Raw genomic sequence first — 24984 nt, forward strand, 5'->3', positions numbered from 1 at the left:
ATGATGATCCGTCACTTTAACATGACGAGACTTCGCTTGTCGTCAGGCGAGGAAAGTTCGACCATGCGCATCAGAACAAAAACGGAGACATGGTCAACTACCCTGCATGCTGCACGGCAGCACGCGCCATCGCGCATCCGCGCTGTCTCCGCTGTTGCTCACCTCAACGCAAACATCTGGAGAACACGACATGCTGCTCAAGGACAAGGTTGCCGTCATCACCGGCGGTGCAGGAATCAACGGACTGGGCTACGCCACGGCGCGCCTGATGGCCGGACAAGGCGCCCGCGTGGTGGTGCTGGACCTGGCGCAAGCCGACCCGGCCGGCGCCGCTGCGCGCATCGGCAGCCAGCATCTGGGGCTGGTGGCGGACGTGACCGACAAGGCTTCCTGCGAGGCGGCCATTGCCCAGGCCATCAAGCAGTTCGGCCGCATCGACATCCTGGTCAACAATGCCGGTATCACCCAACCCGTCAAGACGCTGGAGATCACCGGCGCGGATTACGACCGCATCCTCGATGTCAGCCTGCGCGGCACGCTCTACATGTCGCAGGCGGTGCTGCCGGCCATGCGTGCGCAGCAGAGCGGTTCCATCATCTGCATCTCCTCGGTGTCGGCGCAACGCGGCGGCGGCATCCTGGGCGGTCCGCACTATTCGGCGGCCAAGGCCGGCGTGCTGGGGCTGGCACGTGCCATGGCGCGCGAGTTCGGTCCGGAAGGCATCCGCGTCAACAGCATCACGCCCGGCCTGATCGGCACCGACATCATCAAGGGCAAGCTCACCGAAGAAAAGAAGGCCGAAATCGCCGAGACCATTCCGCTGGCGCGCCTGGGCCGTGCCGACGACATCGGCGGCGCCTGCGTCTTCCTCGGCAGCGACCTCTCGCAATACTGCACCGGCATCACGCTGGACGTTAATGGTGGAATGCTGATTCATTAAACACAGCTTAATGCTCGCGCACGCCGGCCCGGCCGGCATCTTTCCCGCTATCAGAACAAACAGGAGACCAGACATGACCCAAGACAACAGCAAACCCGGCAAGACCACCCTGAGCCGCCGCCAGCTGCTCAAGGCCGGTGCCGTGGGTGCGGCGCTGCCGCTGTTTTCCATCATGAGCCGTCCGGCCCATGCGGCCGAGTTCAACTACAAGTTCGCCACCGGACAAGATCCGTCGCACCCGGTCAACAAGCGTGCGCAGCAGGCCATCGACCGCATCCGCGAAGCCACCGGCGGCCGGCTGGACATCAAGCTGTTCCCGGCCAACCAGCTGGGTTCGGATACCGACCTGATGTCGCAGATCCGCAATGGCGGCGTGGAATTCTTCAACCAGGCCAGCGTGGTGCTGTCGACCCTGGTGCCGGCAGCCGGCATCGTCAACACCGGTTTCGCCTTCCACGACTACAAGGAAGTCTGGCAGGCCATGGATGGCCCGCTGGGTGCCTATGTGCGCGCGCAGATCGAGAAGGTCGGCCTGTTGACCATGTCCAAACCCTGGGACAACGGCTTCCGCCAGATCACCACCTCGACCAAACCGATCAAGACTGCGGGCGACCTCAAGGGCCTGAAGCTGCGCGTGCCGGCGGCACCGATGCTGACCTCGCTCTTCACCGCACTGGGTGCCAGCCCGACGCCGATCAACTTCAATGAAGTCTATTCGTCGCTGCAGACCAAGCTGGTCGAAGGCCAGGAAAACCCGCTGGCCATCATCAGCACGGCGCGCCTGTACGAAGTGCAGAAGTTCTGCACCATCTCCAACCACGTGTGGGATGCTTACTGGATCCTCGGCAACCGCCGCGCCTTCGAAAAGCTACCCAAGGACATCCAGGAAATCGTGCGCCGCGAACTGGACAAGGCTGCCACGGATGAACGCGCCGACATCGCCTCGCTGGCCGGCTTCGCCCGCAATGACCTGCAGGGCAAGGGTGTGCAGATCATCGAGGCCGACAAGGATTCCTTCAAGGCCGCACTGGCCCAGGCCAACTTCTACAAGGACATGCGCGCCAAGTTCGGCGACGATGCATGGAAGCTGCTGCAGAACGCCGTCGGGAGCCTGGGATGAGCGCCCTGTCGCTGGAGCAGCCGGTGACGGATGACCGCTCGCTGGCAGCGCGCCTGGAAAACTGGCTGGGCCTGGCCATCGAGATTCCTGCCGCGGCGCTGGTGGTGGGCGAGGTGGTGGTCCTGCTGGCGGGCGTGATCATGCGCTTCATCTTCAACAACCCGATCCCCTGGGCGGATGAACTGGCGTCCATCCTCTTCCTCTGGCTTGCCAACCTGGGCGCGGCCGTGGCCCTGCGGCGCGGTATCCACATGCGCACCACCGTGCTGGTGGGCTTCATGAGCGAACGCGGCAAGGCCTGGGCCGAAGCCTTGGCCATCATCGCGCCCTGCGTGATGCTGCTGATCCTGATGCATCCGATGTGGGAATACGCCGAAGACGAAATGTTCGTACAGACCCCGGCGCTGGGCTGGCCCAACACCGTGCGTGCGGCGGCCGTGGCGGTCGGTGCGGCGCTGATGATTGCGCTGTCGCTGCTGCGCATCTCGCGCCAGAAGCTGGTCGACCTGGCCGGCGTGGTGGTCCTGCTGGCCGTGGTGGCCGGTGCCATGTATCTGGGCGCAGGCTGGCTGCAGGCCATCGGCAACTGGAACCTGGTGGTGTTCTTCGGTGTGGTACTGGGCGTGTCGGTGCTGCTGGGCATTCCCATCGCCTTCTGCTTCGGGCTGGCGACGGTGGCCTTCATGCTCACGGTCACCACCAGCCCGCTGGCGGTGGTGGCGGGACGCTTCGATGAAGGCATGTCCTCGCTGATCCTGCTGGCCGTGCCGCTGTTCATCCTGCTGGGCCATCTGGTGGAAATGACCGGCATGGCCAAGGCCATGGTGGATTTCCTGGCGTCGCTGCTGGGCCACGTGCGCGGTGGGCTGAACTACGTGCTGCTGGGGGCGATGCTGCTGGTCTCGGGCATCTCCGGCGCCAAGACCGCCGACATGGCGGCGGTGGCTCCGGTGCTGCTGCCGGAGATGAAGCGGCGTGGCAATCACGAGGGTGAACTCATTTCGCTGCTGGCAGCCTCCGGTGCCATGGCCGAGACCATTCCGCCCTCGCTGGTACTGATCACCATCGGCTCGGTGGCGGGGGTATCGATTGCGGCGCTGTTCACCGGCGGCATCATGCCGGGCATCGTGCTGGCCGTGCTGCTGGCGATCCTGGCGCGCTGGCGCAGTGCCGAGATCCTCGAAGGCATCCAGCGCGCGCCCGGCCGCGTGGTGCTGCGCACGCTCATCATCGCCCTGCCCGCGCTGCTGCTGCCGATCCTGATCCGCACGGCCGTGGTCGAAGGGGTGGCCACGGCCACCGAGGTTTCCACCATCGGCATTGCCTATTCGGTGGTGGCGGGTCTGCTGGTGTATCGCCAGTTCGACTGGAAGCGGCTCTATCCGATGCTGGTCGACACCGCTGCCTTGTCGGGCGCGATCCTGTTCATCATCGGCACTGCTACCGGCATGTCGTGGGCGCTGACGCAGTCGGGCTTCTCGCATGCGCTGGCCGAGGCCATGACCAGTGTGCCGGGGGGCAAGTATGGCTTCCTGCTGGTGTCGATCGCCGCCTTCATCGTGCTGGGCAGCGTGCTGGAGGGCATCCCCGCCATGGTGCTGTTCGCGCCGCTGCTGTTCCCGGTGGCCAAGGCCATCGGCGTGCATGAGGTGCATTACGCCATGGTCATCATCCTCTCCATGGGCGTGGGCCTGTTCGCACCGCCCTTCGGCCTGGGCTACTACGCCGCCTGCACCATCGGCCGCGTGCATCCGGACGTTGCCGTCAAGCGCATCTGGCCGTATCTCGGCGCGCTGGTGGTGGGCCTGCTGATCGTGGCCTTCGTACCGTGGTTCTCGATTGGCTTCCTGTGATTTTTTACGTTTTCATTCCTCTAGCAAGGACTCGCAATGTCTGACAATTTGGCAAACCTGCGCGCAAGCGCATACCGCATCCGCCGCAATGCCGTGCGCATGGGCGAGGTCCAGGGCCAGGGCTACATCGGCCAGGCGCTGGGCTGGGCCGACGTGCTGGCCGTGGCCTACAAGCACGCCATGCAACTGCGCCCGGATGATCCGGAGTGGAACGGCCGCGACCGCTTCCTGCTCTCGCACGGGCACTACGCCATCGCCCTGTATGCCGCCCTGATCGAGGCCGGCATCGTCCCCGATGAAGAGCTGGAATCCTACGGCAGCGATGACAGCCGCCTGCCCATGTCGGGCATGGCGACCTATACGCCGGGCATGGAAATCTCCGGCGGCTCGCTGGGCCAGGGCCTGGCCATCGGCGTGGGCATGGCGCTGGGCCTGCGCTACAACCACAATCCGGCCTTCGTCTACAACTCCATGTCCGATGGCGAGCTGGATGAGGGCTCGACCTGGGAAGCCGCCATGGGCGCCGCCCACCACCAGCTGGGCAACCTGATCTGCCTGGTCGACATCAACAACCAGCAGGCCGATGGTCCTTCCAGCAAGGTGATGGGCTTTGAGCCGCTGGCCGACAAGTGGGCGTCCTTCGGCTGGTACGTGCAGCGGGTCGATGGCAATGACCTGGCCGCCGTGGTGCGGGCCTTTGACAATGCCCGCCACCTCAAGGACGCCAAGCCGCGCGTGATCCTGTTCGATACCCTGATGGGCAAGGGCGTGCCCTTCCTGGAGCAGCGCGAGAAGAACCACTTCATCCGTGTCGATCCGCCCGAATGGCAGCAGGCGCTGTCCATCCTCGACCAGTCTTATCAACAAGGAAGCCAAGCATGAACACCGTCGCAGAGAAGAAACCGCGCCTGACCACTTCGGCCATGATCGCCTCCATCGCCGCCGAAGGGCAGCGCGTGCAGGCGGCCCCGTTCGGCAAGGCCCTGGTGGAATACGCAGCGGACCGCCCCGAGATCGTGGGCCTCACCGCTGACCTGGCCAAGTACACCGACCTGCATCTGTTCCAGAAGGCGTATCCCGAGCGCTTCTTCCAGATGGGCATGGCCGAGCAGTTGCTCATGGCCGCCGCCGGCGGCATGGCCAAGGAGGGACTGGTGCCCTTCGCCACCACCTATGCGGTCTTTGCCACGCGGCGTGCGTATGACTTCATCCACCAGGTGATCGCCGAAGAAAACCTGAACGTGAAGATCTGCTGCGCCCTGCCCGGCCTGACTACCGGTTACGGCCCCAGTCACCAGGCCACCGAAGACCTGGCGATGATGCGCGCCATTCCGGGCATGACCATCGTCGACCCCTGCGATGCGCTGGACCTGGAACAGGCGGTGCCGCAGATCGCGGCGCACCAGGGCCCGGTCTACATGCGCCTGGCGCGCGGCAACGTGCCGCTGGTGCTGGATGAATACGACTACCAGTTCGAGCTGGGCAAAGCCAAAGAGATCCGCGACGGCAACGACGTGCTGATCATCTCCAGCGGCTTCATGACCATGCGCGCACTGGAAGTGGCCAAGGCGCTGGAAGCCGACAACGTCAGCGTGGGCGTGCTGCACTGCCCGACCATCAAGCCCTTTGACGAAGCCACGGTGGTGCAGCAGGTCAGCAAGAAGAACCGTCTGGTGGTGGTGGCCGAGAACCATTCCGTCATCGGCGGCCTGGGCGAGATCGTCGCCACCACGCTGATGCGCCACCGCGTGCAGCCGGCGGGTTTCCAGATGGCCGGGCTACCGGATGCCTTCCTCGATGCAGGAGCGCTGCCGACCTTGCATGACCGGTATGGGATCAGTTGCGAGGTGCTGAGCCGGCGGATCAGGGAGTGGTTGAAGTAATCGCTTGTCCGCGCATACGGACGCAGACCGACATGCAGACGATAAAAAAGGAGACCTCGGTCTCCTTTTCTCATGGCGGTTTGCTGAGGCTTACTTCAGGCTCAACACCCACTTCACCAGCTCCTTCGCCTCAGCCTCGGTCACCTGGCCCTTGTTGGCCGGCATCGCTACCGCGCCCCAGACACCACCGCCGCCATTGAGGACCTTCTGGGTCAGCTTGGCTTCGGCATCCTTCTGGCCGGCGTATTTCTTGGCCACTTCCTTGAAGGCGGGGCCGACGATCTTGGCATCCACCGAGTGGCAGGCCATGCAATTCTTGGACTTGGCCAGTTGCGCATTGGCCATGGCTTCGGCGGAAATGGCCGAACCGGCCACCAGGGTGGCGATCAACAACAGGTATTTCATGGGGGCTCCTCAGCAAGCGGTGGACGACGGTCACGCCTGCAGCGGCATTCTCCAGGCGCTTCGCAGGCGGGGCTATTCTACCCGGCTTCGCCACGCACCCTCTATCTGCCCTCGCGTATATCTGTCATAGATCAAATTCCATGACGGAAATATCACGCCATCCTCGCCTTGTCGCGTTGCAAGGCCGGGGATATCATGGACGCCCGACTCATTCGGATCCGATATCAGTCCATGTCCGACCATCCCCGCCTGGAATTGCGCCAGCTGCGCTACTTTGCCGCCGTCGCCGAGGAAAAGCATTTCGGCCGCGCCGCCGCGCGCCTGCACATGACCCAGCCGCCGCTGTCGCAGACCATCGCCGCGCTGGAAGAGCAACTGGGTACGCCCCTGTTCCAGCGCACCAAGCGCAGCGTGGCGCTCACGCCGGCCGGCGAGGCATTGCTGCCGGAGGTCCAGCGCATCCTGCAACAGGCCGCCGCCCTGCCCGACCTGGCCCGGCGCGCGGCCAGCGGGGCCTCCGGACTTTTATCGCTTTCCTTCATATCGAGTGCGGACTACAGCATCCTGCCCCCGCTCCTGCAGCGCTTCCGGGCGCGTTATCCGCAAGTCCAGATCGAATTGCGCGAAGCCACCACCGATATCCAGCTGGAAGACCTGATGCAGGGCAAGATCGACGCCGGCCTGCTGCTGCCGCCGCTGCCGGAAAAAGCGGCGGCCGCGCTGGATGTGCGCCCGGTGCTGTCGGAACCGCTGATTGCGGCGCTGCCCGAAGGCGCGGTCAAGAGACGCGGACCGGTGTCGCTCAAGAGCCTGCGCGAGCTGCCGCTGATCATTTTCCCGCGCCGCATTGCACCGGCCTTCCATGACACCATCCTGTCCTGCTTTCGCGATGCGGGCGTGACGCCCCATATCGGCCAGGAGGCGATCCAGATGCAGACCATCGTCGGCCTGGTCTCGGCTGGCATGGGAATGGCGCTTGTGCCACAATCCGTCTCGAATTTGAAACGCCCGGGCGTGGATTACCGCCGGCTATCGGATGCGGCACCGGAAATCCAGACCGGCCTGGCCTGGCGGCGCGACAACCCGTCCGGCGTGCTGCGTGCCCTGCTGGATCTCCTGGAGATGCCCGCCTGATCCCATCGCACGGGAATCACTGCCGCGAACTTGCGCAAGGCGGCGTGCTCCAACCGCCGTTCCGCCCAACAACAGAAAGATCAAACTCATGCTAGTCCACCCCATGCCCGACCCGATCGCCATCCACATCGGGCCGCTGGCCGTCCATTGGTATGGCCTGATGTACCTGCTGGCCTTTGCCCAATTCATCGCGCTGGGCCGCCTGCGCATCAAGCAGCCGCACATTGCCGCCGTCGGCTGGAAGAAGGAGGACCTCGACGACATGCTCTTCTATGGCGTGCTCGGGGTGGTGTTGGGCGGGCGGCTGGGCGAGATCCTGTTCTACAACCCGGCGTATTACTTTGCGCATCCGGCCGACATGATCGCGGTCTGGAAGGGCGGCATGTCCTTCCACGGCGGCTTCCTGGGCGTGATGCTGGCGATGTACCTGTGGGGTCGCAAGCGCGGCCGCAACCTGATGGACATCATGGACTTCATCGCACCGATGGTGCCGCTGGGGTACGCGGCCGGCCGCCTGGGCAACTTCATCAATGCAGAACTGCCGGGCCGTCCGGCCGATCCTTCGCTGCCCTGGGCCATGATCTGGCCCAACGTCGACAACATCCCGCGCCATCCTTCGCCGATCTACCAGATGCTGGTCGATGGCATCCTGCTGTTCATCATCCTGTGGATCTTCGCGCGCCACTCACGTCCGCGCATGGCGGTGGCGGGCATGTTCTCGCTGCTGTATGGCTGCGCGCGCTTCTTCACCGAGTATTTCCGCGTGCCGGATTACGAGGTGCATTTTGGTGGCATCACCATCTCGGCCGGGCAGATGCTGTCGGTGCCGATGATCGTGCTGGGGATCATCTTGCTGGTGCTGGCTTACAGGCTCAGGCAGCAGGCGCAAGCGCCGGTGGAGCCGGCAGTCGTGGCCAAGAACTAGACAAGCAAAAACTGGTAAAAGAAAAACAAAGACAGGCAAAAAGGGCGGGCAGCGATATCCATCGCGCCCGCCCTTTTTTCTTGATTCATCACCCTGCAATCACCCTCCGACCACTCCAATGAAACGACTCATCCTCATCACGACAAGCGTCCTCTTGATCGTCATGACATGCCTGCTGGGCATCGTACTGACCGGCCTGCTCGATGACATCCAGAAGAGCGATGCAGGCATCGTACTCGGCTCCAAGGTCATGCCGGACGGCACGCCTTCTGACCGCCTGCGCGCAAGACTGGACAAGACCGCCGAACTGTATCGGCAAGGGATGTTCCCGTGCATCATCGTCAGCGGAGGAACAGGCAAGGAAGGTTTCAGCGAGGCGCAAGTCATGGCCACCTACCTGAACGAAGTACAATCCGTTCCCCGTTCGGCCATCCTCCTGGATGAGCAGGGCAACACGACCATGGCCACGGCGGTCAACAGCGCGGCGATCATGCAGGCCCAGGGTTTGCGCAGCGCCCTGGTCGTCACGCAGTTCTTCCACATTCCGCGCAGCCGTTACGCGCTGCACCGCGTCGGCATCGACACCGTTCATTCAGCACATGCGAACTACTTTGAAGCCCGTGATTTCTATTCCCTCGCACGCGAAATGATCGCACTACCAGCCTACTGGCTGGGCAGCAGACAATGACCAAAACAAAAAGCCCCGGCTGCAAACCGGGGCTTTTTTGATTCGATCAGACGGCCGGAAAAACCCGGCACCGTCCTCTCTCAAGGCTGTGGAAAACTCAAACCTTCTTCAACGCAGCTGCCGCCTTGGCGATCTCGGTGATCTTGTCCCAGTCACCGGCCTCGATGGCCGCCTTCGGGGTCAGCCAGGAGCCGCCTACGCACACGACGTTCTTGCACGCCAGGAACTGCGGTGCCGTCTCTTGCGTAATACCGCCCGTCGGGCAGAACGACACATCGGACAAGGGACCGGCAATACCGTTGAGCATGCCCACGCCACCGGCCGGCACGGCCGGGAACAGCTTCAACTGACGGAAGCCCGCTTCGCGCGCGGCCATCACTTCGGAAGGCGTCATCACGCCCGGCAGCAGCGGCAGGCCGCTGCGCTTGGCCGCTTCGATCAGCGCCGGGGTCAGGCCCGGCGAGACGCCAAAGACCGCACCTGCATCACGCGAGGCGGTGAACTCTTCGGGCGAAGTCAGCGTACCCACGCCCACGATGGCGTCCGGCACCGACTCGGCAATGGCGCGAATGGCCGGCAGGCCGTGTTCGGTGCGCAGGGTGATTTCCAGCACGCGGATGCCGCCCGCGACCAAGGCGCGTGCCAGCGGCACGGCGTGTTCGAACTTGTCGATGGCGATCACCGGGATGACCGGCGAGGCGCGCATGATTTCCAGTGTGGTCTTCATACCGTGACTTTCTCTTTCTCAAAAATCGGCGGCAGGCCAAAGGTGGCGCCACCCTCTTCTGCGGTTCCCACCGCGTTGCGGAACAGGCTGAACAATTCGCGGCCCATGCCGTGCTGATTGCCCGACAGATCGCTGCTGTCCAGGCCACGTGCTTCCCACTCGGCTGCCTCCACCTTGGCTTGCAGCGTACCCGCATCAGCGTCCAGGCGGATGATGTCACCGGTGCGAACGCGTCCCAACGGACCACCGCCCAGCACTTCCGGCGTAACGTGGATCGCGGCCGGTACTTTACCCGATGCGCCCGACATGCGGCCATCGGTGACCAGCGCAACGTGACGGCCCTTGTCCTGCAGGATGCCCAGCGCCGGAGTCAGCGAGTGCAGCTCCGGCATGCCATTGGCACGCGGACCCTGGAAGGTGATGACGGCCACGAAGTCGCGATCCAGCTCGCCGGCCTTGAAGGCGGCCATGAAGGCTTCCTGCGAATGGAATACCACGGCAGGTGCTTCCACCACACGATGCTCGGGCTTGACCGCCGAGATCTTGATGACCGCGCGGCCGAGGTTGCCCTGCAGCAGCTTCAAGCCACCATCGGCCGCAAACGGCTTGGCCACCGTGCCCAGCACGCCTTCGTCGCCGCTCGTGGCGGGAGCGTCGTGCCAGGTGACGATGCCGGGACGGCCGTTCTCGCCTTCAGCTGCCAGCATCGGTTCCTTGCAGTGCTGGCGCAGGCCCTGGCCCAGGATGGTGGTGACGTCGTCATGCATCAGGCCGGCGTCGATCAGCTCACGCAGCACGAAGCCGGTGCCACCCGCCGCATGGAAGTGGTTCACGTCGGCCGTACCGTTGGGGTAGATCTTGGTGATCAGCGGCACCACGGCCGAGAGCTTGTCGAAATCGTCCCAGTCGATCACGATGCCGGCGGCCTTGGCGATCGCAACCAGGTGCAGCGTGTGATTGGTGGAGCCACCGGTAGCGTGCAGCGCGACGATGGCATTGACGATGGACTTTTCATCGATCATGCGGCCCACCGGCGTGTATTGCGAACCGAGGTCGGTGATCTTGGCAGCCTGCTTGGCGGCCGCAGCGGTCAGCGCATCGCGCAGCGGCGTATTGGGGGTAATGAAGGCCGCGCCCGGCAGGTGCAGGCCCATGGCTTCCATCAGCATCTGGTTGCTGTTGGCGGTGCCGTAGAAGGTGCAGGTACCGGCCCCGTGATAGGACTTCGATTCCGCTTCCAGCAGCTCGGCGCGGCCGATCTTGCCAGCCGTGTAGAGCTGGCGGATCTTGACCTTGTCGCTGTTGCTCATGCCGCTGGTCATCGGACCTGCAGGCACGAACACGGCCGGCAGATGGCCAAAATGCAGCGCGCCGATCAACAGGCCCGGCACGATCTTGTCGCACACGCCCAGGTACAGCGCCGCATCGAACATGTTGTGCGACAACGCGATGGCAGTGGCCATGGCAATGGCGTCGCGCGAGAACAGCGACATCTCCATGCCGGCTTGGCCTTGGGTCACGCCATCGCACATGGCCGGGGTGCCGCCGGCGAACTGCGCCACGGCGCCGGCTTCGCGCGCGGCTTCTTTCAGAATCTGGGGGAAACGCTCGAAAGGCTGGTGCGCCGACAGCATGTCGTTGTAGGCCGAGACGATGGCCAGCGACGGAGCCTTGTCTTCCTTCAGCTTCAGCTTGTCATTGGCGGGGAAGGCGGCGAAGCCGTGCGCCAGGTTCGTGCAGGCCAGCGCGCCACGCTGCGCGCCCTTGCGGCGCGCGGCTTCCAGGCGTTCGAGATAAGCGGTCCGGTAAGGACGGCTACGTTCGGCGATGCGTTGGGTGACGCTGGCTAAGGTAGCGTTGAGAGACATTGTCGGTTTCCTGTTAGCGTTAACACTGTAATTTTACTACACAATTTTGGCCGAATGAAATCATACACTTAGAGCACTGCAGCAGGCCAGTCGCACCCGTCTTTTCATTGGTCAACATCATTCCGCTTCAAAACCCTTATCACTTCCGGCTTTGGGGCGCAGCGCGCCGATGCCGCACGGCAATGTAACGGGCCGGTCATAAACTGTAGTGAAACTACCACTTTGGCGACATTTGATGTATAGTCGATTGCGTTGCCCCGAGAACATGACCACGGCCGGCCGCGCTGCCAACCAGGTCAAGACAGCCAACCGACACCCAACTCATGCATACCACCGCCCTGACCGACACGGCCGCCTTCCAGGCATTGCAAGCACATCACGCTACGGCAGTTCAATGGCATCTGCGCGACCTGTTCGCCCAACAGCCCGACCGTTTCGAGCGCATGCACGTGCGTGCCGCCGGGCTGCTGCTGGACTACTCCAAGAACCGGCTCAATGCCGACACGCTCTCTCTGCTGATGAGCCTGGCCCGCGAGCGCGGCGTGGAAACCCTGCGCGAAGCCATGTTCAGCGGCGAGAAGATCAACTTTACCGAACAACGCGCCGTCCTGCACACTGCCCTGCGCGCACCGGCTGATGATCGCACCGCGCAAGTGGACGGACAGCCCGTGGCGCAGGAGGTTCACGCGGTCTTGCAGCACATCCGCGCCTTCTCCGAACGCGTACGCAGCGGCCAATGGCGCGGCTACACCGGGCGCGAGATCACCGACATCGTCAACATCGGCATCGGCGGCTCCTTCCTCGGCCCGCAGATGGTCTGCACGGCCCTGCGCGATTATCGCCACGCTCGCCTGACGGCGCATTTCGTTTCCAACGTCGATGGCCATGATCTGGATGAGGTGCTCGCGCGCATCGATCCCGAGACCACGCTGTTCATCGTCGCCTCCAAGACCTTCACCACCCAGGAAACCATGCTCAACGCCAAGTCGGCGCGCGCGTGGTTCTTGCAGCATGGCAAGTCCGAAGATCTGGCCAAGCACTTCGTGGCCGTCTCCACCAATGCCAAAGAAGTCTCGGCCTTCGGCATCGATACCGAGAACATGTTCCCCTTCTGGGACTGGGTCGGTGGCCGCTACTCGGTGTGGTCGGCGATCGGCCTGCCGATCGCCCTGCTGATCGGCTATGACAACTTCGCGCAATTCCTGGCCGGCGCCCACGCCATGGACCGCCATTTCCGCGAAGCACCGCTGGCATCGAACATGCCGGTGATCCAGGCCCTGGTCGGGATCTGGAACCGCAACTTCCTCGACAGCGCCTCGCTCACCATTGCGCCCTATCACCAATGGCTGCGCTTCTTCCCGGCCTACCTGCAACAGCTGGACATGGAGAGCAACGGCAAGCGCATCACCCGTGACGGCACACCGGTCTCGGTACAGACCTGCCCGGCCATCTGGGGCGACGTCGGCACCAATGGCCAGCACGCGTATTTCCAGCTGCTGCACCAGGGCACGGACATCACGCCCATCGATTTCATCGCCGTACTCAAGCCTTCGCACACCATTGCCGAGCATCAGGAAGCGCTGCTGGCCAACTGCTTCGCGCAGTCGGAAGCTTTCATGCGCGGCAAGGACGCCGACGAAGTGCGCGCCGACCTGCAGGCACAGAGTGTGCCGGAGGCGGAACTCGCGGCCCTGATCCCGCACAAAACCTTTGACGGCAACCGTCCCAGCAACACCCTGCTGCTGCCCGAACTGAGCCCGCATGCACTGGGCGCGATGATTGCGCTCTACGAACACAAGACTTTCGTGCAGGGCGCGATCTGGGGCATCAACAGTTTCGACCAATGGGGCGTGGAACTGGGCAAGGTCCTGGCCAAGACCATCCTGGCCGAACTGAAGTCCGGCACCGCACCCGACGCCGCGCGGCACGATGCCTCCACCAGCGCCCTGATCGCACTGGCGCGCGAGGCAGCCCGCACCGGGCAGCAAGGCTAGCAACCACGTAGCGCCAACCCGCTACTTCACGCACAAGAGACAACACACACCATGGCTACTTCTGATTTCGATCTGGTTTTATTCGGCGGCACCGGCGACCTCTCGATGCGCAAGCTGCTGCCGGCGCTGTACGCCCGCGAGCGCGCGCGCGACCTGCCGGCCGATGCCCGCATCATCTGCCTGGGCCGCGATGAAAAATCGCGTGAGGATTTCCTCAAGCTGGTGGAAAAGGATTCCAAACCCCACGTGCCGGCCGCCAACCTGGACGCCAGCGTCTGGGACCGCTTCACCAACCGCCTGCAATACGCCTCGGTCAATGCCAAGGAAGCCGGCAGCTTCAGCCACCTGAAAGAAGCCCTGCGCGAAGTCGACGGCCTGGCGCGCGTGTTCTACCTGGCCACGCCGCCCAGCCTGTTCGCTTCGATCTGCGAGAACCTGTCCAAGGCCGGCCTGGTCACGCCGACCTCGCGCGTGGTGCTTGAAAAACCGCTGGGCCGCGACCTCGAAAGCGCGCGCAACATCAACGCGCAAGTGGGCCGCTACTTCCAGGAATCGCAGATCTTCCGTATCGACCACTACCTCGGTAAAGAGGCGGTGCAGAACCTGCTGGCGCTGCGCTTCGGCAATGTGCTGTTCGAACCCCTGTGGCGCCGTGAATGGATTTCCGACGTGCAGATCACCATCGCCGAAGAGCTCGGCGTCGGTGGCCGCTTCGATTACTACGATACTTCCGGTGCCCTGCGCGACATGCTGCAGAACCACCTGCTGCAATTGCTCTGTATCGTGGCCATGGAACCGCCGGTATCGAACTCGGCCGATGCCGTGCGCGATGAAAAACTGAAGGTGCTGCGCTCGCTCAAGCGTTTCACCCCGACCACGCTGGCCATGAACGTGGTGCGCGGCCAATACCGCGCCGGTCACGTGGATGGCGTGGCCGTGCCCGGCTACCGCAAGGAAGCCGACGCCAATCCCGATTCGCGCACCGAGACCTATGTCGCCGTAAAGGCCGAGATCGATACCTGGCGCTGGGCCGGCGTGCCCTTCTACCTGCGCACCGGCAAGCGCATGGCCGATTCGCTGGCCGAGATCGTGGTGCGCTTCAAGAGCGTGCCGCACGCCATCTTCGCGCATCAGAACGACACTCCCAATTGCCTGGTGATCCGCCTGCAGCCGGACGAAGGTCTGCACATGAACCTGATGGCCAAGCAGCCCGGCGACGGCATGCGCCTGCGCCCGGTGGAACTGGAGCTGGACTTCCGCGAGAAGTTCAAGACCCCGCGCATGGATGCCTACGAGCGCCTGCTGCTGGACGTGCTGCGCGGTCACCTCACGCTCTTCATGCGCAGCGACGAACTGGAAGCCGCCTGGGAATGGGTCGAACCCATCCTCACCTACTGGGACCAGCAGGAAGCCGACCCCGTGCCCTACAACGCCGGCACCTGGGGCCCGGCTGCCGCGAGCGCACTGATCGGCCGCGATGGCCTGCAGTGGCGCGAAGAAGCGCTGCCCGAGGTCTGAAGCCACACGCTTAGCGTCACCAGGCCACTGTCATGTCCATGCTGCTTGATTCCATCCGCACCCACATCAACTCCCTCTCCAAGTCGGAGAAGAAAGTGGCGGCCACCATCCTCGCCAATCCGCAGCTGGCCTTGGCGGAGAACCTGACGGCGCTGGCCAAGAATGCGGAAGTCTCGGAACCGACCGTGATCCGCTTCTGCCGCGCCATCGGTTACGAGGGCTGGCACGACTTCAAGCTGAAGCTTGCGCAGAGCCTGGCGCTGGCCCTGCCCGGTGCGGATGAAACGCTGGCGCAGGATGACCTCGCCGCCGACCTGGTCAACAAGATCTGCAGCCGCTCCATCAACACGCTGCTGGATCTGCGCAACCACCTGAACCCGGATGCGATCCAGCTGGCGCTGGACGTGCTGGCGCGCGCCAACAAGATCGAGTTCTACGGCCAGGGGACCTCCGGCATCGTGGCCAACGACGCCCAGCACAAGTTCTTCCGCTCGGGCGTGCCCACGGTGGCCTACTCCGACCCGCACATCCACAGCATTGCAGCCTCGCTGCTCAAGGCTGGCGACTGCGTGGTGGCGATCTCGCAGCGTGGCGGCAATGCCGCCCTGCTGCGCTCGATCCAGCTGGCCCGCAAGGGCGGTGCCGACATCATCGTGCTGGGTCCATCCGGTACACCGCTGGCTGAACTGGCGACGGTACTGGTGCCCATCGACCTGTCCTTCAACATCGATCCCTATACGCCCATCTCGGCGCGCCTGGCGCACCTGGTGGTGATCGACATCCTCGCCGTGGGCCTGGCCCTGCGACGCGGACCGGAATTCCGCAAGAAGATGCAGAACGCCCAGAAATCGCTGCAGAAATTCGACATGCAATTCGATTCCTTCTTCCGTTGAGAGGACTGCGACGGATCAAGGATCAGTCATTGACCGACAGACAGCGCAGCGCCAATGCGTACAATGCCGTTGTCCCCTTCCATTCTCTTTAGCAACAGGACTTTCCATGAGCCAGCTTGACCAGTTGAAGCAGTACACCACCATCGTGGCCGATACCGGCGACTTCCAGGCGATGAAGGCCTTCGCCCCGCAGGACGCCACCACCAATCCCTCGCTGATCCTCAAGGCCGTGCAGAAGGCCGAGTACAAGCCGCTGCTGGAATCGGTCGTCAAGGCCCACGCCGGCAAGAGCACCGATGAAATCATCGACCGCCTGCTGATCGCCTTCGGCCTGGAAATCCTGAAGCTGATCCCCGGCCGCGTCTCCACCGAAACCGATGCACGCCTGTCCTTCGACACCGAAGGCACTGTCGCCAAGGGCCGCGAACTGATCCGCCTGTACGAAGAAGCCGGCATTGCCCGCGAGCGCGTGCTCATCAAGATCGCCTCCACCTGGGAAGGCATCCGTGCCGCCGAGATCCTGGAAAAGGATGGCATCCGCTGCAACCTGACCCTGCTGTTCTCGCTGCCGCAAGCCATCGCCTGCGCCGAAGCCCGTGTCCAGCTGATCTCGCCCTTCGTCGGCCGCATCTATGACTGGTACAAGAAGTCCACCGGCCAGGACTACACCGGCAGCGATGATCCGGGCGTGCAGTCGGTCAAGGCGGTCTACAACTACTACCGCAAGTTCGGCTACGCCACTGAAGTGATGGGTGCCAGCTTCCGCAATACCTCGCAGATCGTCGAGCTGGCCGGTTGCGATCTGCTGACCATCAGCCCGGACCTGCTGCAGAAGCTGGCCGACACCGATGGCCCGGTCGAGCGCAAGCTGAGCAAGGAAGCGGCGGATGCCGCCGATATCGAGCGCATCTCACTGGACGAAAAAGCCTTCCGCCTGGCCTTGAACGGCGATGCGATGGCCACCGAAAAACTGGCCGAAGGCATCCGCCAGTTTGCGGCTGATGCAGTGAAGCTGGAGCAGATCGTCGACGCATTGCGTTAAGGAGAACGGCGCAGCTGCGCCTTGTCCACGAACGTGATCCAAAAAAGAAGGCCGCATCGTCTGCACGATGCGGCCTTCTTCATTGCGCAATGGAATCCTTCGATTCAGCTCACGCAGCGTTCTTCCTGGTCGCTTCTTCCAGCGTGAGCAGCGTATGCGCAATGCTGTCGGTCGTGGCCAGCGTCTTGATGGTGCCGGTACGCAGCGCGCCCAGCATGGCGCTGGCCTTGCCGCTTTCGCTGGCGACCGCGATGACGTCGGGAATGCGCCGCAAGTCATCCACCGTCAGGCCGATGACGCGCGAGTGCGTCTCCGTGCGGATGGGTTCGCCCTGGATGTTGATGAAGTCGTAGCCCATCATGTCGCCTACCGCACCATGGCGCTTGAGCTCCAGGATTTCCTGGGGCGAGAACCAGCCCATGCGCACCATCGGACTGTCTTCATGGATATCGCCCACCCCGATGAGTGCCACGTGCGCGCGGCGCGCCTTGTCCAGCGTAGGACGGACCGCATCATTGGCCAGCAGCGCATCGCGCATGGCCGCATTGTTGACCAGTGCCGGGGCATACAGCGTTTCACTGTCGCCGCCGAAACGCGAGGCCAGGCGACGGCAGATGTGATCGGAGTTCATCGCTTCGCCACCACGATAGTAACCACCGATACCACAGACGAAGGTGGCGCTGCGCCGCGTGTTGGACACCGCGTGTTCGGACACCGCATTGATGTTGCGCCCGATGCCGACGGCCACGATGCTGTCATCGGTCAGGCTGCGGTCGAGGTGATTGGCCACCAGGCCGGCCAGCATGGCGCGCTGGCGGTCCTGGTCGTTGTGGCTGACCGAGATGAGCGCACGCTCGATGCCGAAACGCTGCATCAGCGCGTGTTCCAGCTCGATGGTCTGGCCCGGATGATGGCGCACGCGGATTTCCACGATGCCCTCGTCCTGCGCCCGCTTGAGCATGCGCGCAATCGAGGCGCGCGAAATCGAAAAGCGCTCCGACAGCTCCTGCTGCGTCAGGCCATCGACGTAATACAGCGTGGCCAGGCGCGTCAATTCATCCATGGACATGGATTCCCCCCTTGGATTGCGTTTGCCTCTGCGTCACTGCCGGCTTGCATCCGGAAGCGCTGCGCCTATGGGCGCTTGGTATTGTGCAAATGATGTTCATACTCTTTGATGCGCTCCAGCTTTTCGGTCGAGCGCCCACCTGAAAACTCCGCCGCCAGCCAGGTATCGACGATGGCCTTGGCCAGTTCGCTCCCGACCACGCGTGCGCCCAGGGTGATGATCTGGGCGTCATTGCTCTTGCTGGCCCGTTCGGCGGAATAAGTGTCGTGGCATTGCGCCGCGCGCACCCCCGGCACCTTGTTGGCCGAGATCGCCATGCCGATCCCCGTGCCGCACAGCAAGACGGCGCGGCCGATCGCCCCTTGCCGGATCTGTTCGGCCACCGCAAAGGCGATGTCGGGGTAAATCACGGGCTCCGTATCATGGGTGCCGAAGTCCACCACGTCAAGGCCCTTTCCCGCCAGATGGGCCTTGATGACCTCCTTGAGCGCATACGCCGCTTCGTCGCATCCGATACCTATTTTCATCCTTGTCTCCTGGTGACGATGAACTGACTTGCTCATGCTCGGCCAGAATAATTATTCACCGAAGAGCATTTGTTCATCAAGAGACTAATGCAAAAGTGTTCTGCACGCCACAAAAACTGCAGTAATTCAGCTTTAATACCTCGTAAATGCATTATTGCACCGCAAAACAGAAGAAAAAGTTATTTAAAGCGATGAGCAAATGAGCATTGACAGCAAAAAAATTCTTTGCAATGATGGGCTCACAACAAACATTTACCCATCGCTGGACATTTGACCAGCGCATGTATGGAGACAGCCATGGCAGAGCTTTTGCTGGAAGCACATGGAGTGAGCAAGTCCTTCCACGAGATCGTGGCGCTGGCCGATGGACGCCTGCAGTTGAAGCGCGGCAGCGTGCATGCGCTATGCGGCGGCAACGGTGCCGGCAAATCGACCTTCCTGGCCATCATCATGGGCCTGCTGCGGCGGGATGGCGGCGAGATCCGCCTCAAGGGCCAGCCGGTGGATTTCCATTCGCCGGCCGAAGCCCTGCAGCACCACATCGCCATCATCACGCAGGAGCTCTCGCCCATCCCCGGCATGAGCGTGGCAGAAAATCTCTACCTCGGCCGCGAGCCCCGCGTGGCAGGGCTCTGCGTCAACACCCGCGCCATGGAACGGCAGGCGCAGGCGCTGCTGGATCGCCTGCAATTCCAGGTCGATGCGCGCGCTCGCATGCAGGACCTGAGCCTGGCCCAGGTGCAACTGGTGGAAATCGCCAAGGCCTTCAGCCACGACTGCGACGTGATGATCATGGACGAGCCCACCTCGGCCATCGGCGAAAAGGAGACCGAAGTCCTGTTCCGCGCCATCCGCAGCGTGGCCGCACAAGGCACCGGCATCATCTACGTGTCGCACCGTCTTTCCGAAATTTTCCAGATCGCCGACAGCTACACGGTCTTTCGCGACGGCCGCTTCGTCGAGACCGGCCTGATCCGCGACATCGACCGCGCCAGCCTGGTCAAGGCCATCGTCGGCCGCACGCTGCAGGTGCAGGAGCGCCGCCGTCGCCGGGGTGGCGAGGCGATCCTGTCGACCGAAGCACTGGGCCGCCAAGGGGAATTCGACCAGGTCTCGCTGCAGGTTCATGCGGGCGAAGTGGTCGGCATCTATGGCCTGATGGGCTCGGGCCGCAGCGAATACCTCAATTGCATCTATGGCCTGACCCGGCCCGATCAGGGTGCCGTCACGCTGCGGCAGCAGCCCCTGCCCGCAGGCCGGCCCGCGGCCAGCATCGCCGCTGGTCTGTCACTGGTGACCGAAGACCGCAAGGACAGCGGACTGGTGCTGTGCGCCTCGATCCAGGACAACATCGTACTGGCTGCGTACCGGCGCATGTCGCGCCTGCCGCTGATCCGGCGCAGCCGCGTCGATACGCTGGTGCGGCAGATGATCCAGCGCCTGCAGATCAAGGTGAGTTCACCGCATCTGCCGGTCTCTTCCATGAGCGGCGGCAACCAGCAGAAGGTGGTGCTGGCGCGCTGCCTCTCGACCCAGCCACGTTGCCTGCTGTGCGACGAACCCACGCGCGGCATCGATGAAGGTGCCAAGCGCGAGGTGTACCAGCTGATCGACCGCTTCGTGCAGGACGGCGGTGCCGCCCTGGTGGTGTCTTCCGAAGCGCAGGAAATCCTCGACCTGTGCGACCGCATCGCCATCTTCAAGCGCGGCCGCGTGGTGGAAGTGGTCGATGCGCATGCCACCACGCAGGAAGAACTGCTGCACCTGGCCTCGTAAGCGCGGGACGCAGTGCGTGCCTGCCATGGAGCAGCCGTCTGCGATATCCGTGGGATGTATCCCGATGACGATCCACCGACGATCCAATGACGATCCATGACGAACCCATGATGACCAAACCCACTTCCCTCTCCGCCGGCCGGCTGGCCTCGCCCTCCTTCACCAGCCTGCGCCAGGCCTATGCGCGCTACGGTGTGCTGGCGGCCCTGATCGTGCTGTGCATCGCGCTCTCGCTGGCCACGCCGTATTTCATGACGCTGGAAAACTGGACCGACATCCTGCGCCAGACCTCCATCAACGGCATCCTCGCCATCGGCATGACCTATGTGGTGCTGACCGGCGGCATCGACCTGTCGGTCGGTGCGCTGCTGGCCTTCTCCGGCATGGTCACGGCGTGGCTGGCGACCGGTGGCGGCTATCCGCCTGCGGTCGCGGTGCTGGCCGGACTGGGCGCAGGTGCCGGGCTGGGCGCCATCAGCGGCCTGCTGGTGGCGCGCATGGCCGTGCCTTCCTTCGTGGCCACGCTCGGCATGCTGAGCGCCGCACGCGGTGCCACCTACATCTACAACGACGGCATGCCGGTCTCGGACCTGCCGCCGGGCCTGCTGTCCATCGGTGGCGGACAGATCCTGCACGTGCCGGTGCCCATCGTCATCTTCGGCGTGGTCATCGCGGTGTCGTGGTTCGTGCTGCGCTTCACCGTCTATGGCCGCTACATCTATGCGGTCGGCGGCAATGCGCGCAGCGCCAAGACCAGCGGCATCGATACCCGCAAGGTCTACTTCGCGGTGTACGTCATCAGCGGCCTGCTGGCCGGGCTGGCCGGCGTCCTGCTGGCCGCACGCACGACGGCGGCGCTGCCGCAGGCGGGCGTGTCCTATGAACTCGATGCGATCGCTGCCGTGGTCATCGGCGGCACCTCGCTCTCGGGCGGCACTGGCACCCTGGGCGGGACCGTCGTGGGTGCGCTGCTGATCGGCGTCATCAACAACGGGCTCAACCTGCTCGGCGTGTCTTCCTACTACCAGCAAGTCATCAAGGGCGTGATCATCGTCGGCGCTGTCCTGCTGGATTCCTCGCGCAAGAAAAACTGAAGTCCCACAACAACTCACACGGAGACGATTCATGATCAAGAAAACCCTCGCCAGCCTGCTGCTGATGGCCGTGGCCACCGGCGTCAGCGCCCAGAACAAGCCCCTGCGCATCGGCGCGGCCGTCTACGGTCTCAAGGGCGAATTCATGCAGATGTGGAGCAATCAGCTCAAAGCCCATCCGGCAGTACAGGATGGCAGCGTGCAGGTCACCGTCTTCGACGGCAACTACGACGCGCTCACCCAGAGCAACCAGTTCGACACGATGATCCTGCAAAAGTATGACGCCATCATCTTCGTGCCCATCGACCTCAAGGCCGGCGCGGCACCGGTGCAGAAGGCGGTCAAGGCCGGCATCCCGGTGATCGGCTCCAATACCCGGGTGCAGGGCGACGTGCTGACGTCCTACGTGGGCAACGATGACGTGGTGGCCGGCCGCCTCGAAGCGGAAGCGCTGATGAAGGCCATCGGCGGCAAGGGCAACATCGTCATGATCGAAGGGCCCATCGGGCAGTCCGCGCAGATCGAGCGTGCGCGTGGCAATGATGAAGTGCTGGCGCGCAACAAGGACGTCAAGGTGCTGGCTCGCAAGACCGGCAACTGGTCGCGTGCGGAATCGATGGCGCTGATGGAAAACTGGCTCACCGCCCATCCCGGCCAGATCAAGGGCGTGCTGGCGCAGAACGATGATGAGGCGCTGGGGGCACTGCAGGCCATCAAGGCCAAGGGCATCGATCCCAAGACCATCCCGGTGGTCGGCATCGATGGCATTGCCGATGCCATTGCCGCCGTCAAGCGAGGCGAGATGGTGACCCAGTTCCAGGATGCCCAGGCGCAGGCGCAAGGCGCGCTGGATGTGGCCTTGCGGGCCATCAAGGGGCCGTCCTACCAGCCGCGCTCGACGATCTGGACCGAGTACGGCGACAAGCTTCCCTGGAAGGGCGGCACCGAGAAATCCTATACCGTGCCCTGGACCACCATCACCCAGGAGAATGCCGATGCCTTCCTGAAAAAGGTCAAGAAATGAGCGCAGCCCTGTCTGCCGATGCGATGACGCGGCCGCATGATTTTTCCGGACGCGTGGCCCTGGTCACGGGGGCTGCCGCCGGCATCGGGCTGGCCACCAGCCAGTTGCTGGCGCGCTGCGGTGCCCGGCTGGTGCTGGTGGACCGCAGCGATGCCGTGCTGCAGCTGGCCCGACAGCTCGGGCCGGACCACGCGCACCTGGGCCTGGTGCTCGACGTCTGCGATGAAGCCGCCATCGGCCGCGCCATCGCCCAGGTGGAGCAGCACTACGGACGCATTGACGTGCTGGTCAACAATGCCGGCGTGGCCTTGTTGCAGGAGGCCGAATCGGCCACCTGCGCCGACTGGGACCGCACCATGACCATCAATCTGAAGGCCCCCTTCCTGCTGGCGCAGGCGGTGTTTCCGCTGATGCAGCGCCAGCAGGGCGGACGCATCATCAACCTCGCCTCGCAGGCCAGCGTGGTAGCGCTGGAGCGGCATGCCGCCTACTGCGCCAGCAAGGCCGGACTGGTGGCGCTGACGCGCGTGCTGGCGCTGGAATGGGCGCGCCACGGCATCACCGCCAATGCCATTTCACCGACGGTGGTGGAAACCGAACTGGGCAAGCAGGCCTGGGCCGGCGCGGTGGGGGTGGCGATGCGGGCGCGCATCCCCGTGGGCCGCTTCGCCCAGCCCGACGAAGTGGCGCATCTGGTGGCCTATCTGGCCAGCCCGCAGGCGGCCATGATCACCGGCGAGAACATCCTCATCGATGGCGGCTACACCGTGACCTGACGCTTTGTTTTTGCAGTGGACCGACGTTTTCCAAGGACTGATTCATGACTCTCAATCGCATCGTCAACAACCCCGACCTGGTCGTCGAGGACATGCTGCGCGGCGTGCTGGCCGCGCATCCCGGGTTGTCCGCCCACCCTGACAATCCGCGCGTACTGCGCCATCGCAGCGCCGGCACGCCGGGCCGCGTGGGCATCGTCACCGGCGGCGGCTCCGGCCATGAGCCGGCCTTTCTCGGCTACGTCGGCCAGGGCCTGGTCGATGCCGTGGCCGTGGGTGAAGTGTTTTCCTCACCCACCGCAAAATCCTTCATGGACGCCTTCCAGCTCGCCCATGGCGGGCAGGGCATCGCCTGCCTGTATGGCAACTACGCCGGCGACAACATGAACGTCAAGATGGCCATCAAACTGGCCGAACGCGCCGACATCCAGGTGCGTACCGTGGTGGCCAATGACGACGCCGCCTCGGCACCGCCCGACCAGCCCGGCAAGCGGCGCGGAGTAGCCGGTGAAATCCTGATGTGGAAAGCCGGAGGTGCGGTGGCCGCGCAAGGCGGCACGCTGGATGAAGTGATACAGGCTGCGCAAAAAGCCATCGACAACACGCGCTCCATCGGCATCGGCCTGTCGGCCTGCACCATCCCGGCGGTGGGCAAGGCCAACTTCACGATCAAGCATGGCGAGATGGAAGTCGGTATCGGCCATCACGGCGAGCCGGGCGTATCGGTGCAGGCCGTGGTTCCAGCGCGCGACATGGCGCGCCTGATGCTGGACAAGCTGCTGCCCGACCTGCCCTTCGCGCGTGGCGACAAGGTCGCCGTGCTGCTCTCGGGCCTGGGGGCCACACCACTCATGGAGCAATACATCCTCTATGCCGATGTCGCCGATGGCCTGCGCGAAGCCGGTCTGCAGGTAGCGCACAGCTTCGTGGGCAATCTCTTCACTTCGCTGGAAATGATGGGGGTGACGCTGACCCTGATGCGCCTGGATGCGCAGCTGGACCAATGCCTGGCCGCCCCCTGCGACAGTATCGGCCTGCGCCAGGGAGGCCAGCCATGAACTCCGGATTCGACATGCGCCAGGCTGCCTGGGTGGTACAGGATCTGGTGTCGACCATCAACCAGCACCGCGATTGGCTGAGCGAAGTCGATGGCGCGATCGGGGATGGCGACCACGGCATCAACATGAGCAAGGGTTTCAGCCTGTGCGGTGAACGTCTCAAACAAGCGCCCGAAACCTCGCTGGCGGCGGCCCTCGATACGCTTTCGATCACCCTGATGGAAGGCATCGGCGGTTCCATGGGTCCGCTCTACGGCAGCTTCTTCATGGCCATGAGCACGGTGCTGGAAGGCCAGCCCACACTGGACCGCCAGCTCTTCCTGAAGGCCCTGGACGAGGGCATTGCCGCCGTGCAGGCCATCGGCGAAGCCAAGGTCGGCGACAAGACCCTGATGGACAGCCTGATCCCGGCACGCGACGCCTTCCGCCTCGCACTGGGCCGCGACCTGCCCTTCGCCGCCTGCCTGCAGGCCATGCAGCACGCTGCCGACACCGGCCGCGATTCGACCCGCGCCCTGCAGGCCCGCATCGGCCGCGCCAGCCGGCTGGGGGAGCGTTCCATCGGCGTGCTCGATGCCGGTGCCTGTTCCTGCGCGCTGATCCTCGGCAGCCTGGCCAAATCGCTGCAGGCCGGCCTGCCCCACTAATCCCCAAGCAAAGGACATCCCAT

23 protein-coding genes are annotated in these 24984 nt (G+C 63.9%); 18 read left to right on the plus strand and 5 right to left on the minus strand.

Translation table 11 applies throughout. From position 1 onward, the window contains the following. The first annotated feature begins 190 nt into the window (after nt 1–190). From ACWHXP_RS14755 to ACWHXP_RS14775, 5 genes are all read left to right on the plus strand, one after another. Nucleotides 191–940 carry an SDR family NAD(P)-dependent oxidoreductase gene (locus ACWHXP_RS14755; protein WP_489624847.1) on the plus strand — a complete coding sequence of 250 codons (750 nt, stop codon included), beginning with the start codon at nt 191–193 and terminating at the stop codon, nt 938–940. Nucleotides 941–1013: 73 nt separating this feature from the next. Further along, nucleotides 1014–2060, plus strand: coding sequence for a TRAP transporter substrate-binding protein (locus ACWHXP_RS14760; protein WP_121044199.1), 1047 nt, complete (start codon nt 1014–1016; stop codon nt 2058–2060). After that, a complete protein-coding gene (locus ACWHXP_RS14765; RefSeq protein ID WP_489635681.1) occupies nt 2057–3913 on the plus strand; it encodes a TRAP transporter large permease in 1857 nt (618 codons plus the stop codon). The genes ACWHXP_RS14760 and ACWHXP_RS14765 overlap by 4 nt, the downstream gene beginning before the upstream one ends. Before the next feature lie 36 nt (nt 3914–3949). Beyond that, nucleotides 3950–4795, plus strand: coding sequence for a transketolase (locus ACWHXP_RS14770; protein WP_489635680.1), 846 nt, complete (start codon nt 3950–3952; stop codon nt 4793–4795). Continuing rightward, nucleotides 4792–5796 carry a transketolase family protein gene (locus ACWHXP_RS14775; RefSeq protein WP_134221566.1) on the plus strand — a complete coding sequence of 335 codons (1005 nt, stop codon included), beginning with the start codon at nt 4792–4794 and terminating at the stop codon, nt 5794–5796. The genes ACWHXP_RS14770 and ACWHXP_RS14775 overlap by 4 nt, the downstream gene beginning before the upstream one ends. Nucleotides 5797–5886: 90 nt before the next feature. Here the strand turns inward: ACWHXP_RS14775 and ACWHXP_RS14780 are convergent, their stop codons facing one another. Next, nucleotides 5887–6201 (minus strand): c-type cytochrome, encoded by a 315-nt coding sequence (locus ACWHXP_RS14780; protein WP_088755289.1) that lies wholly within the window; start codon nt 6199–6201, stop codon nt 5887–5889. A gap of 231 nt (nt 6202–6432) precedes the next feature. Between ACWHXP_RS14780 and ACWHXP_RS14785 the strand changes: the two genes are divergently transcribed. The 3 genes from ACWHXP_RS14785 to ACWHXP_RS14795 all read left to right on the plus strand — a co-directional run bounded on the left by ACWHXP_RS14785 (nt 6433) and on the right by ACWHXP_RS14795 (nt 8948). Continuing rightward, entirely contained in the window at nt 6433–7335 is a 903-nt protein-coding gene (locus ACWHXP_RS14785; protein ID WP_489635679.1) for a LysR family transcriptional regulator, read from the plus strand. Between the two features lie 88 nt (nt 7336–7423). Beyond that, on the plus strand, nt 7424–8260 hold the full coding sequence (gene lgt, locus ACWHXP_RS14790; RefSeq protein ID WP_121044207.1) for a prolipoprotein diacylglyceryl transferase: 837 nt from the start codon (nt 7424–7426) through the stop codon (nt 8258–8260). Between the two features lie 118 nt (nt 8261–8378). Next, on the plus strand, nt 8379–8948 hold the full coding sequence (locus ACWHXP_RS14795) for a YdcF family protein (RefSeq protein ID WP_489624846.1): 570 nt from the start codon (nt 8379–8381) through the stop codon (nt 8946–8948). 97 nt (nt 8949–9045) lie between these two features. Here ACWHXP_RS14795 and ACWHXP_RS14800 read toward each other — a convergent pair whose 3' ends face one another. Then, nucleotides 9046–9675 (minus strand): bifunctional 4-hydroxy-2-oxoglutarate aldolase/2-dehydro-3-deoxy-phosphogluconate aldolase, encoded by a 630-nt coding sequence (locus ACWHXP_RS14800; protein WP_489624845.1) that lies wholly within the window; start codon nt 9673–9675, stop codon nt 9046–9048. Next, on the minus strand, nt 9672–11543 hold the full coding sequence (gene edd, locus ACWHXP_RS14805; RefSeq protein WP_276841409.1) for a phosphogluconate dehydratase: 1872 nt from the start codon (nt 11541–11543) through the stop codon (nt 9672–9674). The genes ACWHXP_RS14800 and edd overlap by 4 nt, the downstream gene beginning before the upstream one ends. Before the next feature lie 323 nt (nt 11544–11866). Between edd and pgi the strand changes: the two genes are divergently transcribed. The 4 genes from pgi (at nt 11867) to tal (ending at nt 16990) form a co-directional block, all read left to right on the plus strand. Continuing rightward, nucleotides 11867–13537 (plus strand): glucose-6-phosphate isomerase, encoded by a 1671-nt coding sequence (gene pgi, locus ACWHXP_RS14810; RefSeq protein WP_489635678.1) that lies wholly within the window; start codon nt 11867–11869, stop codon nt 13535–13537. Nucleotides 13538–13588: 51 nt separating this feature from the next. Continuing rightward, a complete protein-coding gene (gene zwf / locus ACWHXP_RS14815) occupies nt 13589–15055 on the plus strand; it encodes a glucose-6-phosphate dehydrogenase (RefSeq protein WP_121044221.1) in 1467 nt (488 codons plus the stop codon). A gap of 38 nt (nt 15056–15093) precedes the next feature. Beyond that, the gene (locus tag ACWHXP_RS14820) at nt 15094–15948 is read left to right on the plus strand and encodes an SIS domain-containing protein (RefSeq protein ID WP_034310514.1); all 855 of its coding nucleotides are present in this window, start codon (nt 15094–15096) and stop codon (nt 15946–15948) included. Between the two features lie 106 nt (nt 15949–16054). Further along, nucleotides 16055–16990, plus strand: coding sequence for a transaldolase (gene tal / locus ACWHXP_RS14825; RefSeq protein ID WP_034340035.1), 936 nt, complete (start codon nt 16055–16057; stop codon nt 16988–16990). 109 nt (nt 16991–17099) lie between these two features. Here the strand turns inward: tal and ACWHXP_RS14830 are convergent, their stop codons facing one another. After that, complete coding sequence (locus tag ACWHXP_RS14830) at nt 17100–18059, minus strand: sugar-binding transcriptional regulator (RefSeq protein ID WP_121044224.1); 960 nt, start codon at nt 18057–18059, stop codon at nt 17100–17102. A 65-nt stretch (nt 18060–18124) separates the two neighbouring features. Beyond that, nucleotides 18125–18586 (minus strand): ribose 5-phosphate isomerase B, encoded by a 462-nt coding sequence (gene rpiB, locus ACWHXP_RS14835; RefSeq protein ID WP_034340041.1) that lies wholly within the window; start codon nt 18584–18586, stop codon nt 18125–18127. Between the two features lie 297 nt (nt 18587–18883). Here rpiB and ACWHXP_RS14840 point away from each other — a divergent pair, with 297 nt between their 5' ends. The 6 genes from ACWHXP_RS14840 to dhaL all read left to right on the plus strand — a co-directional run bounded on the left by ACWHXP_RS14840 (nt 18884) and on the right by dhaL (nt 24961). Beyond that, on the plus strand, nt 18884–20362 hold the full coding sequence (locus tag ACWHXP_RS14840; protein ID WP_489635677.1) for a sugar ABC transporter ATP-binding protein: 1479 nt from the start codon (nt 18884–18886) through the stop codon (nt 20360–20362). A 107-nt stretch (nt 20363–20469) separates the two neighbouring features. Then, a complete protein-coding gene (locus ACWHXP_RS14845) occupies nt 20470–21456 on the plus strand; it encodes an ABC transporter permease (protein ID WP_034340050.1) in 987 nt (328 codons plus the stop codon). A 31-nt stretch (nt 21457–21487) separates the two neighbouring features. Beyond that, nucleotides 21488–22480: a substrate-binding domain-containing protein gene (locus ACWHXP_RS14850; RefSeq protein WP_134221559.1), complete on the plus strand. Its 993-nt coding sequence runs from the start codon at nt 21488–21490 to the stop codon at nt 22478–22480. After that, nucleotides 22477–23256: a GolD/DthD family dehydrogenase gene (locus tag ACWHXP_RS14855; protein ID WP_489635676.1), complete on the plus strand. Its 780-nt coding sequence runs from the start codon at nt 22477–22479 to the stop codon at nt 23254–23256. Before ACWHXP_RS14850 ends, ACWHXP_RS14855 begins: the two co-directional genes overlap by 4 nt. 44 nt (nt 23257–23300) lie before the next feature. Continuing rightward, nucleotides 23301–24314: a dihydroxyacetone kinase subunit DhaK gene (locus ACWHXP_RS14860; protein ID WP_310838908.1), complete on the plus strand. Its 1014-nt coding sequence runs from the start codon at nt 23301–23303 to the stop codon at nt 24312–24314. Then, nucleotides 24311–24961: a dihydroxyacetone kinase subunit DhaL gene (gene dhaL / locus ACWHXP_RS14865; protein ID WP_311434342.1), complete on the plus strand. Its 651-nt coding sequence runs from the start codon at nt 24311–24313 to the stop codon at nt 24959–24961. Before ACWHXP_RS14860 ends, dhaL begins: the two co-directional genes overlap by 4 nt. The last annotated feature ends 23 nt before the right edge of the window (nt 24962–24984 follow it).

The sequence above is a fragment of the Herbaspirillum sp. Her2 genome (assembly GCF_057961375.1).